The organism is Halobacteriovorax sp. HLS (assembly GCF_004006665.1).
Taxonomy (GTDB): Bacteria; Bdellovibrionota; Bacteriovoracia; order Bacteriovoracales; family Bacteriovoracaceae; genus Halobacteriovorax.
In genome coordinates this window covers 182,584-202,779 of record NZ_QOCL01000002.1, presented here as the reverse complement: position 1 = coordinate 202,779, position 20,196 = coordinate 182,584, and the positions used below count along the sequence as shown (strand labels likewise).

At 33.3% G+C, this 20,196-nt stretch carries 14 protein-coding genes; 13 read left to right on the top strand and 1 reads right to left on the bottom strand.

The window, feature by feature from the left end:
- Nucleotides 1-63: 63 nt before the first annotated feature.
- Nucleotides 64-3,567 (bottom strand): transcription-repair coupling factor, encoded by a 3,504-nt coding sequence (gene mfd, locus DPQ89_RS03965; protein WP_127715429.1) that lies wholly within the window; start codon nucleotides 3,565-3,567, stop codon nucleotides 64-66.
- Between the two features lie 222 nt (nucleotides 3,568-3,789).
- Between mfd and DPQ89_RS03960 the strand changes: the two genes are divergently transcribed.
- The 13 genes from DPQ89_RS03960 (at nucleotide 3,790) to DPQ89_RS03900 (ending at nucleotide 20,145) form a co-directional block, all read left to right on the top strand.
- The gene (locus tag DPQ89_RS03960; protein ID WP_127715427.1) at nucleotides 3,790-4,215 is read left to right on the top strand and encodes an NADH-quinone oxidoreductase subunit A; all 426 of its coding nucleotides are present in this window, start codon (nucleotides 3,790-3,792) and stop codon (nucleotides 4,213-4,215) included.
- A complete protein-coding gene (nuoH, locus tag DPQ89_RS03955; RefSeq protein WP_127715425.1) occupies nucleotides 4,215-5,414 on the top strand; it encodes an NADH-quinone oxidoreductase subunit NuoH in 1,200 nt (399 codons plus the stop codon). Before DPQ89_RS03960 ends, nuoH begins: the two co-directional genes overlap by 1 nt.
- A gap of 17 nt (nucleotides 5,415-5,431) precedes the next feature.
- The gene (locus tag DPQ89_RS03950) at nucleotides 5,432-5,959 is read left to right on the top strand and encodes an NADH-quinone oxidoreductase subunit J (protein WP_127715423.1); all 528 of its coding nucleotides are present in this window, start codon (nucleotides 5,432-5,434) and stop codon (nucleotides 5,957-5,959) included.
- On the top strand, nucleotides 5,959-6,264 hold the full coding sequence (gene nuoK, locus DPQ89_RS03945; protein ID WP_127715421.1) for an NADH-quinone oxidoreductase subunit NuoK: 306 nt from the start codon (nucleotides 5,959-5,961) through the stop codon (nucleotides 6,262-6,264). Before DPQ89_RS03950 ends, nuoK begins: the two co-directional genes overlap by 1 nt.
- 13 nt (nucleotides 6,265-6,277) lie before the next feature.
- Nucleotides 6,278-8,473: an NADH-quinone oxidoreductase subunit L gene (locus DPQ89_RS03940; RefSeq protein WP_127715419.1), complete on the top strand. Its 2,196-nt coding sequence runs from the start codon at nucleotides 6,278-6,280 to the stop codon at nucleotides 8,471-8,473.
- Between the two features lie 32 nt (nucleotides 8,474-8,505).
- The gene (locus tag DPQ89_RS03935) at nucleotides 8,506-10,044 is read left to right on the top strand and encodes a NuoM family protein (RefSeq protein ID WP_241558778.1); all 1,539 of its coding nucleotides are present in this window, start codon (nucleotides 8,506-8,508) and stop codon (nucleotides 10,042-10,044) included.
- Between the two features lie 39 nt (nucleotides 10,045-10,083).
- Nucleotides 10,084-11,538: an NADH-quinone oxidoreductase subunit N gene (locus tag DPQ89_RS03930; RefSeq protein ID WP_164848249.1), complete on the top strand. Its 1,455-nt coding sequence runs from the start codon at nucleotides 10,084-10,086 to the stop codon at nucleotides 11,536-11,538.
- Between the two features lie 323 nt (nucleotides 11,539-11,861).
- Nucleotides 11,862-12,764 (top strand): hypothetical protein, encoded by a 903-nt coding sequence (locus DPQ89_RS03925; RefSeq protein WP_127715413.1) that lies wholly within the window; start codon nucleotides 11,862-11,864, stop codon nucleotides 12,762-12,764.
- The gene (locus tag DPQ89_RS03920) at nucleotides 12,761-13,225 is read left to right on the top strand and encodes a hypothetical protein (protein WP_127715411.1); all 465 of its coding nucleotides are present in this window, start codon (nucleotides 12,761-12,763) and stop codon (nucleotides 13,223-13,225) included. Before DPQ89_RS03925 ends, DPQ89_RS03920 begins: the two co-directional genes overlap by 4 nt.
- A 285-nt stretch (nucleotides 13,226-13,510) precedes the next feature.
- Nucleotides 13,511-15,043 carry a hypothetical protein gene (locus DPQ89_RS03915; RefSeq protein ID WP_127715409.1) on the top strand — a complete coding sequence of 511 codons (1,533 nt, stop codon included), beginning with the start codon at nucleotides 13,511-13,513 and terminating at the stop codon, nucleotides 15,041-15,043.
- Nucleotides 15,044-15,047: 4 nt separating this feature from the next.
- Nucleotides 15,048-15,845 carry a hypothetical protein gene (locus tag DPQ89_RS03910; RefSeq protein ID WP_164848248.1) on the top strand — a complete coding sequence of 266 codons (798 nt, stop codon included), beginning with the start codon at nucleotides 15,048-15,050 and terminating at the stop codon, nucleotides 15,843-15,845.
- Nucleotides 15,838-16,848: a hypothetical protein gene (locus tag DPQ89_RS03905; protein WP_127715405.1), complete on the top strand. Its 1,011-nt coding sequence runs from the start codon at nucleotides 15,838-15,840 to the stop codon at nucleotides 16,846-16,848. The genes DPQ89_RS03910 and DPQ89_RS03905 overlap by 8 nt, the downstream gene beginning before the upstream one ends.
- Before the next feature lie 99 nt (nucleotides 16,849-16,947).
- A complete protein-coding gene (locus DPQ89_RS03900) occupies nucleotides 16,948-20,145 on the top strand; it encodes a tetratricopeptide repeat protein (protein ID WP_127715403.1) in 3,198 nt (1,065 codons plus the stop codon).
- Nucleotides 20,146-20,196: the final 51 nt, after the last annotated feature.

Below are 20,196 nucleotides of genomic sequence, written 5' to 3'. Positions count from 1 at the left end.
TATTCCCTAAATGGTTATTATTCCTTAATAGGATAACAAAAAAATCTATAAACTGGCGAAAAATCATTCAACAGGAAGAATTTTCTCAGCTAATTCTATAGCAAACTTGAGGAATTCACTCTGGTTAACCTCAACTTTAGAGTTATAAATAACCTTATAGTCCGGTGTGAATTGAAAAACTTTGGGCTTTGGTAAGAAGTAGTCGAGCATTTTATTTCTTAACTCATTATTTGATTCAACTAGAGCTTTATCAAAAGAAAGAGTTACAAGTTTGCCACCAACCTGGATAGTTTTGAGGCCAACATTTATAAGTCTTTGTCGAACTTCAAGAGTTGTAAAAAGATTTATGAGCTCAGTTGGAATGGCCCCATAAACATCTATATATTCTTCTTTTATAGAAAAAAGGTCCTGAAGTTCATTACAGTTTGAAAGCCTTTTATATTGCTTTAGCCTTTCGCCTGAATCACTTATATAATTAGATGGAATATAGCTTGAAAATGGTGTTTTGATTTCGATGTCCTGTTTAATTAATTTCTTCTCACCTCTTAGTTCACCAATCGCATCTTTTAGTAATTCCATATAAACTTCAAGACCGACATTTTCAATTTGTCCTGATTGATCTGCTCCTAAAATGTCGCCAGCTCCACGAATCTCTAGATCACATGTTGCTATATTAAAGCCTGAGCCCATATCTGCATACGTCTGAAGAGCTTTGAGCCTTTTTTCCGCAACTTCTGATATACCTTTATGTTTTGGTATAACAAAGTAGGCGTATGCCTTCTTGTCAGAACGTCCGATTCTACCTCTTAGTTGATGTAGTTGGGCCAATCCATAATTATCGGCACGATCTATAATCATTGTATTAGCATTTGGAATATCAATACCAGATTCGATAATTGTTGTAGAAATTAGTATTTGATAAGTACCATTATAAAAAGCGCTAATCTTTGCTTCAAGATCTTTCTCGGACATTTGTCCGTGTGCAAATACAATCTTTGCTTCGGGCACTAGTTCCTGAATATGGGACGAGAATTGCTCTATGTCTTGTACTTTATTATGTACGATGAAGACTTGACCACCTCGATTTAATTCTTTCTTTATTGCAGTTTGTAATGTGAGATCATCTTCTTTAATTAAATAGGACTTAATAGACTGTCTTCTTGGAGGGGCAGTTTTTATTAAAGACATTTCTCTAATTCCTAGAAAAGAAAGTTGTAAAGTTCGAGGAATAGGAGTTGCTGTTAATGTTAAGAAATCAACATTCGCCTTCATAAGTTTTAGTTTTTCCTTATGCCCTACTCCGAACCTTTGCTCCTCATCTACAACAACTAATCCTAGGTCCTTATACTTTACTTTATCGCTTAAAAGTTTATGGGTACCAATTAGTATATCAATCTTACCTTGTGTAAGTTTTTCTAAAACCTCTTTAGTTTGTTTAGGTGTTTTGAATCTCGATAAAAACTCAATTTCAACAGGAAATTTATTAAACCTTTTAATAAAAGAATTATAGTGCTGAAGCGCGAGAACTGTTGTTGGTACAAGTACGCAAACTTGTTTTTTATCAAGAACAGCTTTATATGCAGCCCTCATAGCAACTTCTGTTTTTCCAAAACCAACATCACCACATACCAAGTGATCCATAGCTACAGGTTTTTGCATAGACTCCAAGACATCTTCAATTGCTTGAGTTTGATCAGGAGTTTCATGAAAAGGAAAAGCAACTTCAAATTCTCGGTAATCATGATCTGGCGCAGAAAAAGCGTAGCCAGAAGATGATTGTCTTTCAGCTTGAAGTTTAAGAAGATCAAAAGCAAGTTTCTTTGCAGAATTCTTGGCCTTCGCTTTTAGAGCCGCAAATTTATTATTACGTAAACTATCTGTTGATACAGAAGCACTTGAATCAGCGTGTTTCTGTATTAAGTTCATTTTATAGACAGGTACATAAACCTTATCGTTACCTTTATATATAATAACAATATAGTCCGAAGGTATTCCTCCAATATCTAAAGATTCGAGTCCTTCGTATACACCAATCCCATGATCACTATGAATAACATAGTCACCTTTTTGTAGAGTAGCTAATTGTTCTGCAAATATATCAAGGCTTACTTTCTTTATGGTTTTTGTTTTACGAGTTTTTGCACTAAAAACATCGGCTTCAGATAAAACTAATGTTTTTTCTTTTTCATAATAAAATCCATTTGGAAGTTTCGAGTGAATAAGAAATAGTCGATCTCTTAAAATTGAACTAAGTCCAAAAATATCGATTAAGTGTATAAACTCTTTGCGAGATGATTCATGTTCATAAGAAAAATAAATATCTCCACTTCTTGAAAATTTTTCCTTTAAGTGAGTGAAGATCTCTTTTGTGTACTCTGGTTTTGATAAGGTTGGATTTAAGTAACTATTTAGATATCCCAGCGCTGTTTCAAGCTTCAATTCGATAGAGTTTCTTAACTCTTCTTGTATAACATTTGCAAAGCTCAAATCATCAATAGAGATATGAGGCATCTTTTCTAAAGTTTTTTCTAGGTTAATGTCATACAGTAAGTTTGGTTCAGGTAACAAATTATCATTATCCAAATCTTGCCACTCGTGTTCAAACTCTAGTCTCAATTGCTCGAAGAACTCTGTATAAGCTTGAGAGAATTGAACATCGTTGAATAGAGTTTTTATATCACTATCATTTAAAAATTCTGAAAGAATGCTGGATGCTTCAAAAAATAATGGCGTATAGGCAGCATAATTATCAAATAAGTGCTCATCAGATAAGGAAGAGAATATTTCCTTTCTTCTTTGATATCTATTTTTTTGCGCAACAGAAGGCATTGGAATATTTTCTCTAAGTCGTAATGAAAAAGCTTCACCAGATCTGAAAATTTGTGGAGTTGGAGAAATATTTAGACTCTCGATTCTTTTGTCTTTCAAAGTTTTTTGAGTACTAATATCTATCTCAAAAATCTCTTCAATCATATCGTCAAAATAATGAATTCTAATGGCCTTTGAATCGAGAGTATATATATCGAAAACTTCTCCTTTAGCACAAAAAGTTCCAGGCTCCTCCACACTTGGTGAAGAGTTATAGCCTAATTGAACAAGTTTTTGTGACAACTCAATTGGAGAGATAATATCTGAAACTTCAATTTTTAAATTATGATCTATAAAAAAGTTCTTAGGAGGAACACGCAGAGAGAAGGATTCAAAAGTTGAAATAACGATGTAACTTTGATTATCATTATTGTTTGCTAAAAAATTTAGGACTTTAAATCTTTCAAAAAGCGCCCTCTCCGATGAAATGGCCCCTGAATAAGGACTTAAGTCATGACCAGGATAAAAAAGTAATTTTTTCTTATTATTAGAAGTTAAGAAAGATTCATACAAATCTTCAGCCTGACTTACCGAGTCACAAATGAAGATAAAGTTATTTTCTTTAATGAAGCTGGAATCTTTTTCACATTCATTTAAAATAAATGAAAATTGCGCGCTGCTTAGGCCAGTAATGTGTAGACAGTCATTACTGTTTAGGTGCCATGTGTTAATCTTGTTGATCATTGTGTCGAAAATCATGAGAACTGCCTTGTTTAATGACAATTAATAACACAAGGCCAAAACACTTCCAAGTTTAGAAAGTTGTAGTGCATAAAAAAATAAGTATTGTGCAACGTTTAAATTAAGAAAGCCTTATCTATGAAAGTCTCTCAGGAAAAAAAAAGATTCCAAAATGTTTCCAACATGTTAAGTATCATGTATTCTTTCAAGACCGAAAAAGTATTTAAAATGGAGCTATGAATGTCGTCATTCAATCTAGACGTCTACATGCCGGTACTAATCTTGATTGCTTTTGCAGTTGTCATGGTAGTTGGAGCATTAGTCGTAGGTGTTTTGGTAAGACCTAACAACCCAACAAAACTTAAGCTACAGGCTTATGAGTGTGGGGAAGAACCTGTTGGAGCAGCATGGTCGAATTTTAATATTCGTTTCTATGTAATCGCTCTTGTATTCATTATCTTTGATGTAGAGGGAGCTTTAATGTTTCCAGTCGCAGTAGTATTTAAAAAGTTTAATGAGATTGGTGAAGGAACAGCAATCCTTGGAACTGTTTTAATATTCGTTTCAATATTAATTGAAGGCGTAGTCTACTGTTGGAAAAAAGGTGATCTTGATTGGGTTAAGAGTTATCAAGTTCCTAGTGAAACAGAGAAAGAGGTAAACTAATGAATAGTAGTATCGTTTCGTTCTTTTCTGAGACAGCAATCTATAAAGCAGTTGTAGAGGCTTTAACAAATGGCTTAGGTTTTGATGCTACATCTCTTGTTGCATTCTTGTTCTTTGGTTTTGCCTGTACAGTTGTTGTAATCTTAAGTGCAACTATTGGTGGTCTTGGTACATATGCAGAAAGAAAAATTTCTGCAGACTTACAAATGAGGCAAGGTCCAAATAGAGTTGGACCATTTGGAATACTTCAGTTTTTAGCTGATGGTGTAAAAATGATTCTTAAGGAAATCGTTATACCGAAGCAAGCGGATAAATTCTTATATATGATCGCACCACTTCTTTGTATGGTTGGTGTATTTGCAACTCTTGCAGTAGTTCCTTTTTCAAGTGGATTCATTCTTTCAGATTTAAATATTGGGATTTTCTACCTAGTAGGAGTTTCATCTTTAGTTGGTGTTGGAATCTTTCTTGGTGGTTACTCTTCTAACTCTAAGTGGTCAATGCTTGGTGGGATGAGAGGTGCTGCACAGATTATATCTTATGAAGTTCCAGTAACCTTATGTATTCTTTCTATTGTTTTGATGGCCGGTGGCTTGTCAATGACTACTCTTGTTGAGGGACAAGGTGGTTTACCTCATCAATGGTACATTCTTCATAACCCTTTTACATTCATCGGATTCTTCGTTTTCTTTATCGGAATTCTTGCTGAAACAAATAGAGCTCCTTTTGATTTACCAGAAGCTGAATCTGAACTGGTATCAGGTTATCACACTGAGTACTCTGGTATGGCCTTTGGTTTCTTTGCTCTAGCGGAATATGTTGAAGTATTTGTGGTTTGTGCTGTGGCTGCAGCATTATACCTTGGTGGATATAAGGTTCCTTTTGGTTTAGGTGACGGATTGGTAATTCAACAATCATTAGGTTTAGAGCCAATGATTGCAAAGACAATCGGTCAATTTTTACAACTTGGTGCTTTTTTCACAAAAACTTTCCTACTTTACTATGTAGTGATTTGGGTACGTTGGACGCTACCAAGACTTAGAGTTGATCACCTTGTATCTCTTTGTTGGAAATACTTAACACCGATTTCTATTTTTAACTTGATTGGTGTTGCTGTTTGGTTTTGGGCCTTTGAAGGTCACTCGATATTAGATTTAATTGTATCTCTCGCCCACACTAGTGGTGGCGGTGGTCACTAAAATAAAAGGGAATTAACATGTTTTTAGATATCATGTTCATTTTGGCTGCACTTCTAACTCTTGGCGGAGCTTTTGGTGTTGTTGCAAGTAAAAATATTATGCACTCGTGTGTGTATCTATTAGCATCACTCTTTGGAGTTGCAGGTCTTTACGCTATATTGGGGGCTGACTTCTTAGCAGCAACGCAATTAATTGTTTATGCTGGTGGTGTTGTTATTCTTATGCTCTTTGCCATAATGCTAACAGGTGGCCATAGCCAAGCAGTTAATAGGTTCGGTCTCAATAAAGTTGCTCCAATGGGAACTGTTCGTACTTATGTCATTGGGACTCTTTCTTCGTTAGTAATTGGGTTTGTGATTTTAAAAATTTTAGCAAGTACTATGAAAAATTACTTACCAGGAGAATTACCTGCTTTTGCATCTTCAGTAGAAAAAGTTGGTGTTCTACTAGCTACGGATCATGTTCTAGCTTTTGAAATTTCATCTGTTTTACTATTAGGAGCACTTGTTGGTGCTGCTGTTATTTCTAGACCAAGGAAACAATAATGGTATCTCTTCCAGCATTCTTATTTGTTTCGTTTATTCTTTTTCTTTCAGGAATCATCGTGATGATTGCGAGAAAGAATATAATTGCGATTCTATTAGGAATTGAGTTAATTCTTAACGCCGCTGCCCTTAACTTTGCAGCTTACACTAGATTTATTAACAACAACCTTGATGGCCATGTTGTTTCATTATTTATTATCGTTATTGCTGCAGCTGAAGCCGCTGTAGGATTAGCAATTGTTATTAGATTTTATCAAATTAGAGAAAGTATCCATATTGATGATGCTACTCAATTACAAAGTTAGGAAGGTTGATTAAATGGATTATACTATTTCAACTATAGCACCAATTGTTCTTTTCCCATTCTTTGCATTTGCAATTAACGCATTTTTAGCACCAAGAGCAACTAAACTAGCTGTTGCAATAAGCTGTGGCGCTATTGCAATGTCTTCAGTTTGGGCCTTTAGAATTTTTAAAGATTTTGTCTTTGGTAATTATGCAGCGGATTTCTACATACACAAGACCTTCACATGGTTTGATCTAAGTAGCACTACTGTTTCAGGTACGGTCATTGATTTCCCAGTTAAAATGGGTGTCTATATCGACAATATGACAGCAATTATGCTCTTGATGGTTACGGTTGTAGCGACTCTTATTCATATCTTTTCTACATATTATATGAAAGACGATATGAATTACGGAAGAAATGGTCGTTTCTTTACTTATCTTTCTCTTTTTACTTCTGCAATGTTAGGGCTAGTTCTATCGGATAACCTTCTTTCAGTTTTTATCTTTTGGGAGCTAATGGGATTTTGCTCATATTCTCTGATTGGTCATTATTATGAAAAAGATGGTGCTGGTAATGCAAATATTAAAGCATTTATGACTACAAGAGTTGGGGATGTTTTCTTCCTTCTTGGAATACTTGCTCTTTGGACACATATTGGTTCGGTTTCATTCGTTGATATATACGCTTTTATTGCTAACGGTTCTATGAATGACTTAACTGCTTTAGGAATTCCTTTGGCAACTTTTGCAGGTCTTTCAATATTTATGGGAACAGTTGGTAAGTCTGCTCAATTCCCGCTTCAAGTTTGGTTACCAGATGCGATGTATGGACCGACTCCTTGTTCTGCCCTAATTCATGCCGCAACTATGGTTGCTGGTGGTGTTTATTTATCACTAAGAATTTATCCATTATTAGATTTGGGCGGACTCTTACCTGTCGTAGCATTTATTGGTGGTATAACAGCTTTTGGTGCTGCAACAATTGCACTTGTTCAGACAGACTTCAAGGCAGTTTTAGCTTACTCAACAATATCTCAGCTTGGTTATATGGTACTAGGTGTTGGTGTTGGGTCATATAATGCTGCTTTTATGCACCTGATTACACATGCAATTTTTAAAGCATGTTTATTTCTAAGTGCTGGTTCAGTTATCCACTCTTTGCATGACCATCATACACATGGACATGTTCAAGAAATGCCAAGAATGGGTGGCTTACGTCACAAGATGAAGTTTACATGGTTTGCTATGTGGTGTTGTACATTAGCTATTGCTGGTATTCCATTCTTCTCAGGTTTTGTTTCAAAAGATAGAATTCTTGGAGATGCTCTTCTTATGGCAATGGATAATAAAATCTATATTATCCCGGCTTTACTAGGTTTTGTTGGAGCACTTTTAACAGCATTCTATATGTGTAGAATGATGTTCTTAGCATTCCATGGTGAGCCTAGAGATAAAGACTTATATGATCATACTCACGAAGAGAAATTCTCATGGAATAGAAACTTGCCACTATTATTTTTAGCGGTATTTACTCTAGGTGTATGGTTCTCTGGATCTTTAACAGGACAAAAACTTGTTAAAGTTGCAAGTCCTGAGGGTAAATTAGAATGGTTCTCTACACTTGTAACTAAGCCTGAAGTAGCTAAATTTAAGTCTTATGTGAGACAAGATTGGTCTTCTCAAGATACAAGAGTAAAAAATACAGCAGAAAAATCTCATTATGACCCGGATCATGGAATGACAGCTGAAGAAGCGCACCATGTTCACCATGTTCATCATATTGGAGCAATTGCTTCTATTATCATTGCTTTCTCAGGTGTTTTTATCGCATTTATGATGTACATAAAGAAAGCTTGGAATCCAGGTTGGTGGGTATCTACTTTTTCTGGTTGGTATAGAGCATTACAGAATAAATACTACATGGATGATTTATATATTAAAGGTGTAATACAAAAAGGGTTATTACCTCTTAATAGACTACTTGCATGGATTGATATGGGTATCTATGACAGATATATTGTCGATGGATGGGCTGCTGTAAATCGTATGCTTTACAGATTTTCAAATTGGTTTGATGCCCTATGGGTAGATACAGTAATGGTAGATGGAACTGGAGCTAGTGTTAGGTTGTTTAATGTTGTACTTAGAACATTACAATCAGGAAAGATTCAGTTCTACTTCATTATGGTGATTGTTGTTTTAGCAGGTTATGTTTTAGCGTTATAAAAAATTAGTTTTAATATAGTAAGGAGTTGGCGGTGAACGGTACGTCGAATTTATTAAGTTGGATATTATGGATGCCTATTATAGGTGTTCTTGGAATTCTTTTTATTCCAAAGGCAAAAGAAAATGCAATCAGAATGTGGGCTCTGTTAAATACAGCTATCACAATGGTTCTTTCTGTAAAACTGTGGATGGGGTTTGATAATTCTATTGCAGGTATGCAGGATGCATTTACTATTAAGATGAAGTGGATTGAGCAATTCAATATCAACTATCACTTAGCAGTTGATGGTATCTCAATGCCAATGATTCTTTTGACATCACTTTTACTCTTCCTTTGTGTACTTTGTTCTTGGACAGTTTCAAAGCAAGTTAAGGGATACTATGCACTTCTACTCTTCTTACAAAGTACAGTATATGGTGTTTTCTTATCAATGGACTTCTTCCTATTTTACGTTTACTGGGAAGTAATGCTTATTCCAATGTTCTTTCTTATCGGTATTTGGGGTGGAGAAAACAGAGAGTACGCAGCAGTTAAGTTCTTCCTTTATACATTTTTTGGATCAATCCTAATGCTCGTAGGTATGGTTGCTCTTTATCACGCAACTGGAATGGGAGCAGAGTCTTTCAACTTACTTGCTTTAAAGGCACAAGCAGATCAGTTTATTCAAATGAAAGTATCTTTATTTGGTATGAGTATTCCTTTTGATAAACTCTTCTTTGTATTTATGTTTATTGGTTTTGCAATTAAGGTTCCAGTATTTCCGTTTCATACATGGTTACCTCATGCACACGTTCAGGCTCCAACTGCAATTTCAGTTATTCTGGCCGGTGTACTTTTAAAGATGGGAACTTACGGGTTCTTAAGAATTGCTTTCCCAATCTTCCCAAGTGCTACAGTTTATTTCGCAGAATGTATCGCAGCTCTTGGTTTGATCAATATTATTTACGGAGCTTTCTGTGCAATGGCACAAACAGATGTTAAGAAGCTAATTGCATATTCTTCAGTGTCACATATGGGATTCGTAATGATGGGTATGGCTGCAATGACTACTCAGGGAATGAATGGTGCAGTTCTTCAGATGTTTAATCACGGAACTTCAACAGCGATGATGTTCTTACTAATCGGTATTCTTTACGAAAGATCTCACCACAGATGGATAATTAGACCAGATGGTTCTAGAGGTTTCGGTGGTCTTTATACTCAGTTACCTGTTTATTCGATTATCTTTATAATCGCAATGTTCGCTTCAATGGGATTACCAGGGTTATCTGGGTTTATCTCAGAAGCATTGATCTTCTTAGGTATGTTCCCTGTTTATACTACGATGACTGTAATTGCATTATTAGGTCTTCTAATTGGTGCAGCTTACCTTCTTTGGATGTTTAAAAGAATGTTCTTTGGAGATGTTGTTGAAGAAAACAAGTCTTACACAGACATGAATGCTAGAGAGATATTCTACATGGCTCCACTTTGTGTTGCTGTTATCGTCTTTGGTATTTGGCCTTCACCAATTTTAAATATTATGAAGGCATCAGTTAATGATTTAGTTACTTTATTAGGTAAGTATTAATATAAAGGTTTAGTAATGGTTTTAAACTATTTAGCAAATATGGCCCGGTTCGTACCAGAGATTACTCTGGTAGTGACTATGATTGGTCTGCTTTTTGTCGAATCAACTTATAGCAATGAAGAGAAAGGTAGTAAGAAGAACTTCCTCTATGCAACAGCATATATTGGGCTACTCTTTACTCTTGTTAAACTAATAGGTTCTTTAGGTGATGAGCCGACAGCAATCTTTACGAACTCTTTAACTATTGATCCATTTAGTACTCTATCTAAAATCATAATGGTACTTGGAACAGCGGCTTCTATTTACTTAAGTAGAAAATCTTCTGATATTTATGAGAATGTTAAGGGTGAATTCGTTATTATTTCGGTAGGTGTTCTTATCGGTGGTATGCTGCTTTCATCTGCTAATAACATGCTTATTCTTTATATCGGTATCGAGATTTTATCTATTCTTTCGTATGTTCTTGCGTCACTTAAGAAAAATGACGATAGATCATCTGAAGCGGGCTTAAAGTATTCATTATATGGCGGTATCTCAGCTGGGATCATGCTATTTGGTTTAAGTCATATTTTTGGGGTAGTGGGAACAATTCAGTTTGCAGGTATTGCAGGTAAATTAGCAAAGCTTGATACTGTTCAAATTGCAGTGTTAATGCCTTCATTTTTATTATTCTTTGCAGGAATTGGATACAAAATAGCTTGTGTACCATTTCATATGTGGGCACCTGATGTTTACGAAGGATCTCCTCTTCCTGTTACAACTTTCTTTTCAATCGTGCCTAAGATAGCTGGTATTGCTGTATTAGTAAGAGTAACAATGGCATTTTTTGGTGGTGCAGATGTAACTCTTTTACAAATGAGTTGGGTTGGAACTTTAAGTGTGGTTGCCGCTTTAACAATGACAGTTGGAAATGTCTCAGCTATTGGGCAAAGATCTGTAAAGAGAATGTTGGCGTATTCATCAATATCTCATGCAGGTGTGATGATGCTTGGTGTGCTTTGCTTGTCAGAAATTGGTGTTAGGGCCATTTTATTTTATGGTATCACTTACCTATTTATGACTTTAGTTGCCTTTTTTATTACTTCTGCTGTTCAGGATGAGTATGGTAACGATCATTTTGAAAGATTTAGTGGATTGATTGGTAAGCATCCATTGATGGCCATTTTTATGATTATTACAATGTTTTCATTGGCTGGTCTTCCACCATTGAGCGGTTTTGTTGCCAAGTTTAACATCTTTAATGCATTAATCGCTAAGAAGTACTATGTTCTTACTATAATTGCAGGACTAAACTCTGTTGTTGCACTTTTCTATTATATGAAGATTATAAGAATCATGGTTTTCAAGAAATCAGAAAATGACTCTGGAATAAAGGGCTTTGATTTTAGTTATCAGGTTGCCGTAGCTTGTTTGGCAATTCCTGTTGTTCTGTTAGGTGTTTTCTGGGAAAATATCCTGGTTGTGGCCAACGGAGCTAAAATCTTCATTCAATAATGCACAATATAAGCATTAAATTTCTAGTATACTTCTCATGTGGCCTAAGCTTTTTGATCATAGCTTGGGCCTTATTAATTAAGCTCAAGCTTAAAGACTTTACAATAGATCTTCCGAAAATATTTGTAACTAGCTCTGTACGGACATATAGAGCTTCATGTTTATCGATACTTTATATCTTAACTCTGTTCTTGCTTACCACGCTTTATAAATCTAATAATATTAATAACTTCTTTGAGTATGAAAACCTTTTATTAATGGTTCCGATTGTTCTATCATTTATAGTAATTTATATAATGGAACCATTGTCACGGAAGTAGATTTTGACCCTAGTTGATACTGAATTTTTACCAGTACTCTCTGTTTTATCAGTAGTTTTTTCTTTCTTATTATTACACTCTGTAATGTATAAGGCCGTGCGTTCTTCTTCTATTGTGACGAGTAAAAGAAATATATTACTGTCCTCTCTTTTATCATTTTCAAGAGTTAGTCTTCAGAGAACATCTGTTTACTCTCTAACTATTTCACTGATTCGTGTAAATGTAATATTTTACGCGGTTTCAAATCTATTATTGAATAACCTCTTTGCAAGTAATACATCTGTTTACAATATTACGCATGTCTTTAGTTATCTCATTATCTTAGAGTTTCTTTGGTTTTTAAAAGCAAAGGACAAAGAAAATATTAATCAAATTTCTAATTTCTTGCCTGTGGCGTTTTTGTGTTTTGTTTATATTGCTATAAGTAAATTGAGTATGAATCTTGGTATCGAAGTGAATTCTATGCTGTTAACGATTGGATCTTATGCTTATAATTGGCAAATTTTAAATATACCTATGATAATTATTCCAATTGTTCTTTGTTTATCTATGGTTGAACAAAGAATTGTGATCGCTCGTAAAAACTTATTTCACAAGACGGTAGATGGAATTGTAGATGTTATTACAGAAAAACTAATTTATTTTTATTTCGTAATTCTGTTTATTAAATCTGTCTTCGGAGGTATTAAAGACTTAAGCGGCTACGATTATTTAGCAAATGAAACAGTATTATCAGCGATTGTATTATTCCTCAAGTACATGTTAATTGCTCTTGTAGTTAATTTCTCGATGAGATTTAAATCTATTGTAAAAGAGAAATCTTCTCATAAGAGATTGTCTGGGTTAGTGGCAATTCTTCTTTTTGTTAATCTCTTTTTATGTGTCTACTTAAGGAAGTTACTGTGAGTAATAATTTAGGTGTTATCGTTTTTTTAATCTTTTCAATATCGATACTTTTATCAAATAAATCATCTTTTAAGATCATATTCAGTTTAATGTGCTCGCTAAGTATATTTGTTTTCCTTAAAATAAATGAATATCCATTTGCACACTATTACCTAGTAATCACAAGTCTTCTGCATTTTGTTACTCTTGTTTATGTTAAGGTATCTCAGACAGGTAAAATTAGAGTCGCTACGACACAAAGAAATAAGTACAGTAACAACTTAATGCCTGTTCTTAGTATTATTCTAGTAAGTATTTTTACACTGATTATCATTGCTGGTGTAGACGATGAAATGCTGAATGGAACAGTTAAACTAATTGAAACGAATAGGTTTAATCTATTAGCTCTAGATGATATTAGGTTTGCAATGATGTCCTCTATATTTATTTTGATTTTATATTGTTCAAAAAGGCTTAGGTAGTCATGACCTATATAGCGCTAATTACATTTATATTTATAACTTTTACAATTGGATTTTATTTATTATTTGCTAGGCAAAATGCAATAGATTCTTTGCTCGGTTTTATAAATTTGTTTAGTACTTCATTTTTAATAAGTTACTTACTTGAATTGAGATTTTCAATTTCTTTTAGTGGGTCTCTTATTGTAGTACTAGGTTTTTTATTCTTTATTGTAATTCTTGTTTATTCATTAGTACGCTTCGAGGCATATAAAACTAATGGCAATAGCAATATAGAGGGATAGGATGATTGAGATTTTAATACTTCTTTCATTAGTAACTTTATTCTCCTATAGAATTGGTGAAAAGTTCTATATTTCTTATGTGGTCAAGCTTTTACAGCTTGGTGTTGTTGCTTTTGTACCAACTTTATTCACTCAAAGTTATCTCTCAAAAATACTTTCAGTTAGTTCGCAATCAAGTCTTTTGTCTTCACTTTTAGTCTTTGTATTAGCTCTAGAGGCGGAGCATTTTCAAATCAGAAGATGGATTAAAGAGTCAATTTTCCTACTGATGATCATAGCAATATATTCAGGTTCTCTGGCCGTGATTTTGATTAGTGTTGTCTTAGTATTCCTCTTATTGATGGTGTGTAGAAAGAATAGACTTATAGACTTTATTTCCACATTCTTACTTTTGACGAGCTTTCTTATTTATTTCTCAGAACTCTTTGGAAGTTATAATAATTATGGAGACAAGTATGTTGTTTACTTTAGCGGTCTATCGGAATTTTTATTTCCTACATCTCTAATTCTCTCTTTTGTGTTGGTAGTGATCTCGTCTTGGGGATTTCTAAGATCAATGATTTTTACACCTGTTTTCGCTAGTTTAATCCTCCTTTTGAAGTTCAATAAGGCGCTACAAGTTCCGAATGTAGCAGTTATATTCGGTCTATTAATATTTACTGTTTTTGCTGTTAATAACTTACGAAAATATATTGTTCGTAAAAATATTGCGACTGCAATTAATGTCTTATGTTCACTAAGCTTCTTGAATGTCTTATTTAGTGCGCTTAATAATAATTATTCATTGGCCTTAGCACAGGCCCTATTAATTTCAATAGTACTCTATTGTGTAAGAATTTTTAATTTAGATAAAAATAATGGGCTAATAAAATTTAAAACTATTACAATATACTTTGTATTGTTGAATATTTCGTTCTTTCCACTAGGAATGTCTGGGCTTCATTCAATTGACTCTTTAGCTAATTCAGAGAATTTCTTTGTAGGATTTCTTTTAGTGATAAATATACTTATTTCATGGATAATTCTTTTTCTATCTTTGAAGTCTTTTAAAGAAGTTGTGGTTTTTAATCTATGGGAAAGTAGCTTAAAAGAGAGGTTTTATTCTTTTGGGCTACTTGTGATTAGTTTATTTCTTTCTTATATTAATTTACCACAAGGATTTGTTTCTAAGCAGTATTCTAGAATTCTCGTTTCTAATTCATACTTGAACTGTTGTGAGTTTAGTGAAATTCAGGGTTACAGCTTCAATATTTCTTTGCTTATTCTCTTAATACTATTTTGTTTAGTAATTTATGGCTTGAGTATTTTAGATTTTAAAAAGGTTTGGCTAATTAAATATAGGTTCATTAATATATTTTCTTCGATTAAGCCAAGGTCCTTATTGTTTAGAAAGAACGCTACTGTTAGAGAAACAAATCGCTCAAAAGTTAAGCTTTATAATGTGATTAATTTAGTCGGACAGAGCTCTAGCTATATGATTGTAGTAATTTTCTTTTTATTCTTCGTTGGTCAACTTTTAATATTAATTGAGTAGGTATATGGTTTATTTGTTCGTAGCGTTTACATTGTTTTGCCTTGTCGCTGTTACAGCAGGTAGTAGTAATAGAAAAGAGCTCATACCTTTTTATATGATGTTTGTTTTACAATTAGTTGGAATAGTATTATTTAAGCTTAGTTCTACTCTTTTCGATTACTTTCTAGTTTTTGAGCTTGTAACAATTTCTATGTACTGTTTTAGTGCACGAAAAATCGACAATATTTTCTTTATGAAATTTTTGTCATACTTCTTAGTTGTTATTTTCACTCAGAACATAGACGTGTACCCAGTTACAGTATTAATCGCTTATGTCATAATCAATATTATTCTTTTGAGCACTCTAAAAACAAACTATACAAAGGAAGTAAGAATACCTCTTTTTTCATTTAATCTCTTCGCCTTAGTGTCCTTAAGAGAAATATATAGTTTTGACTATGATTTTAGATGGTCTTTAATCTCAGTTGGACTTATGTTAGCGGTAGTTATTTTTAATAAGTTCAGAACTAATAGATTATTCTATATAATTCTTAATCTAACAGTTTGTATAAATTTACTTACTCTGAATCATAGTTCTGAGTTTCTTATATTTACAGTCACATTACTTCTTTCTTATTTGGCCTTAAGCTTCATAAGTTCAAAGATATCACGAATGACCTATGATAATGTCGTTCTGCTGATGCTTACTTTCTCACTTGTTCCGTTAATGAGAGCGAATGTTTTAATTGTGGTACTTACTATTTTAGCATTTTCAATTCTAAATTATTTTAATTATTCTTCTGGGAAATATATTGATGGATAAATTAAACCAATTAATTAGCTATTATGATTGGAATGTTATGTTGAAAATAATCTTTAGTCTCGCGTCTATAGGTTATGTTTTCTTCTGGAAAAAACTAGACAAATATACAGATCAAGTTTTAGGCATACCGTTCATCATTTTAATGAGTTACTTTTTATTTAATGCTACAAATCTAATTTCACTTATTTTCTTTATTGAATCCGCACTTATTCTAAAGGAAATTATTTTTAAAGTTGATTATAAGAGATTTGAAAGCTATTTTTTTAATTTTGCAAGATTTCCATTATGGTTAATCTCCATATATTGTTATTACACAACATTCGCAACTTTTGAATTTGTTGATATCGTAGAAAGAACAGATTTTAAACTAAGTATAGTTTACACAAATACATTACTAATTCTTGCTCTTCTGTTTGTAGGCTTCTTGTATAGAATTAAATTTTCGTTAGTTACTAAATCAGAAAGAATTGCTCTAGTCTCAATTTTGTTGCCAACTATTGCTTTTAAGCTGATTTACTTTTTAGCCAGTATTGATGAGTTTATATTACCTGAGCACAGTACATATATTTCAACTATAACCTTTATAATTTCTTCGGTGTCTTTTATTTTATCATTGCGCTATTTGAATAGATCTAAGACGAGAGATAGCCTAATTTTAGGGTTTACTTCACTATTTTTACTTTCTTTTCTTCCTTTATTGGTCTCAATAAATAGGATTTTCTGGGAAGACTATCAGTTTACTGTTGTACGGCTCATTCTTTTGCTTTGTGTATTTCATGTCTTCTTATTGTCGGCTCCAAAAAATAGAGTATATCAGTTAGGTATCTTTTTATTAATGACTGAAATTGTTGGTCTATCCCCTCTTGGACATATTTATAAATACTTCGCTTTCAGTATTGATAGCTATGATCAGATTATCTCGATAATAGGGTTATCCTTTATTTATATTGGTATTGGGTTTGTTGCCAAATCGATAGTAAGTAAGCTTTCTAATGAGTGTTAAGTAATTGAAAATTAGGTAATTCTTGCCTTTAGCGTCCTTTTTTTTTGTGTGTAGTTTTAGGCTATAATTGTAAATGAATTACTTTCTAGCCGGTCTTTGATGAGCAAAAAATATAGAGTTAAGTTATTAAATGATAGAGTTGTTGGTCCATTCTTAGTTGATCAGATTGGAGAACTATACGCTAAAGGTCATATCCAGGGTAACGAAAAGTGTCAGCTCTTTCCTGTTGGAGATTGGGTTGAAATAAAATCGTTTAAAGAGATTAATTCACTTTTTGCAAAAATCGCTGCGGGTCAAGTTGATAATACTATTAAGAGCAATCCTGAGAAAACAGGAACCTTTGCACGTATCAATAAACCTAAGAGTGCAGGGGCCAAGCCTAAGAATGATGATGGTTTTCAAGAATTTCAATATAAGAAAGAAGATGCCAGTAAAGTAGACTACAATGCTTTAGAAGAAAGATATCAAGAAGATCTTCAAGAGATAAAAGAGATAGAAGAAGAACTACATCATTTGGATGAACCCAATGAAGTCTCAGAAGAGGAAGATTCTGTAGAAAAAACAGTCATTGTTAATCGAGCTAGTCTGCAAGAAGACGTCGCTGAAAAAACAGTTATTGTCACACCTAATCCATTTTTAAATAAGCCAAAGGATGAGCCAGAAGAAATCGCATCTAATGAGAGCTTGAGTGAGGAGGCTGAAGCAGATGATGAAGAAGACTCTGAGGATGAGCCAGAAGAAGTAATTGTTACAGATGAAGCAACAGAGTTTATCAATCTAAAAGAAGTGATGCCAGATATTAAGCAAGTCTCTCAACAGGCAGAAAAAGAATTTGAGCTAGTTGAAATTGAAAGTAACAAAGATGAGATTGAACAAAAAAAAGAAGAAACGAAAAAGATAGAGCAAGCAAAGGAAGAAAAAAAGAAAGAAGAGAAGAAGAAAAAGAAAATGAAGCCGATTGTTGCTTTTGCATTCCTTGCAATAATTGCGGTCTTAATGTTTCCGGAGGAAAGTGAGAAAAAGCTAGAGCCTATAAGAATAAAGGTAATTCATCCTGTGGCTGCAGATATTCTTGACGAAGTTAAAAGTCGTGAGGCACTAGTTGAGGGTGTTGAGCTATACTCAAAAGGTACTTATCTTTCGAAAATTCAAGCCGCAGCAAAGTTTCGCGAATCTCTTCATCATCAGTATCGAAAAAATAAGGCATTAGGATATCTTGTTTTAACTTATTCAGAAATTTTTCAAAATGCATCAAATGAATTTTCTGCGCAAAAGAAAATTTTTAACCTCATTGAAATCGGCAAAAGTAAAGTGCTTACAGATATTAATATGGCGATGGGTTCTGCAATATTTTATTCAAGTATTGATAAGAAATATACGGCTAATAAAATACTAGAAAATTACATCCGTATTAATAAGCCAAGTGTTAAGTTACTTTCAATCTACCTTAAGGTACTACTTAATATTGGTAATTATGTAGAAGCCAAGAAGGTATATGATTTGCTGATAGATGTAAAAAATAAAGAAGAAATAACTTATTTAAATTTAATTTTTTACTATGAATCAAATGAACTTAGAGATGAAGCACAAAAAATACTTACTGAAGCTAGAACGAAGTTTCCCTCATCAATACCATTACTTCTAAAACTGGCGCAGTATAAATTTGAAGCTAGAGATGTAAAAAAGTTTGAAGTTGTTTTAAAAGCAATTAGCAAACTTAATGCTGGAAGATCACCGATCTACTATTCTAAGTTTTTAGAATATATGGGAATCTTAAGTGCAATAAAAGGCGATAATAATAATGCTGCTAGATTATTTAAATCTGCTCTTAAGATTCATGAGTCTGATGAGTTGAGATCAAAATTATCTGCGCTAGAGCTTGGTGGAAGTAACAAGGTTGAAAAACTTATTCTTGAAAGTAAAATACTCGAATTAATGAAAAAGTCTTCTGATATGGTAAAGAGAAAGAATTGGGAACAGGCTTTTCTCTATGCTATTCAGGCCTCTGATATGGATCGGTCCTATATACCGGCTCAACTTCTTCTTGGAGATATTCAAGTTCGTCGAGGGTATTACGAAGACGCTATCAAAACATTTGTACGAATGAAAAAAGAGTACCCTCTTAATAAGAAGATTAATGTTGCTCTTGTAAACGCTTACATAAAAGCATTTAAGTTGAGAGATGCCGAACTTGAACTAAGAGCAATTGGTCAGTCTAAGCTAGGAACGAGTTATATCTTTTCGTCTCTACAAGGTCAGTATTTCTATAGAAGAAAATTCTATGAAAATGCGATAAAAAAGTACAAAGATAGTATTAAAAAGAATCCAATCAATGATCAAGATTATTATCAATTAGCAAAAATATATATGGAGCATAGAAAGTATAAGACGGCTAAAAACTTATTGATCAAGTCAATAGCCCTAGACCCCGTTAATACAACTTATCATAGCATGTATGCAAATATAATTTATGAGCTAGATGGTGCAGACACAGCAATTGGTTACTTAAGAAACTTTCTAAAAACGAATAAAGAAGATCCAAGAATTTTGGGTGAGATTGCTATTTATTATTATAAAAATGGACAAACTTTAGAGTTTGAAGAATATAAGAAAAGGCTTGAAAGACTCACATCTACTGATGCAAGTTTTTATGAGTTTCTAATTTATTCTGCTGAATTAGATGATCGAGATGAAGATGTAATTAAATATGGTAAAGAGTTAATAAAAATTAATCCAGGTGACTTGGATGTTCAAATTAAATTAGGTTCGAATCTTTATGACAAAGGTTTATATAAAGAAGCGTTGAGTATGTTCCAACAAATTCTCGCTAGATTAGAATCATTTCCCAAAGCTAATTACTTCTTATCAAAGACATATTTAAAGCTAAGAGATTTCAAAAATGCTGAAGCAGCAGCTTTAAAAGAAATAAAAGCAAATCCAACTCTTGAATTTGGATATTATATTTTGGGTGAAGTTTATAGATCGCAGAAGAATTACAAAGATGCAGAAAATAACTTTAAAAAATCAATATCAAGAAATGGAAGATATGAAGAAGCTCTTATCGGTATGGGTTGGATTAAGTGGAAGCAAGGCTACTTAGATCAAGCAAGACAGTACTATTTGAAGGCCTTAAAAGGAAATCAGAATAATGGGGAGATACACAGGTCTCTTGGCTTTATTTATAAAGACATAGGTCAGAGTGCCTTAGCTATTGACAGCTTTAGGGTATACTTAGATTTGACCCCTGCTGCAAAAGATAGAGCAAATATAGAAAATTTAATGAAGAGATTAAGATAATTTTATTTAAAGACGCATGTGGTCTTAAAAATTTTAGGATAATGTATTTAT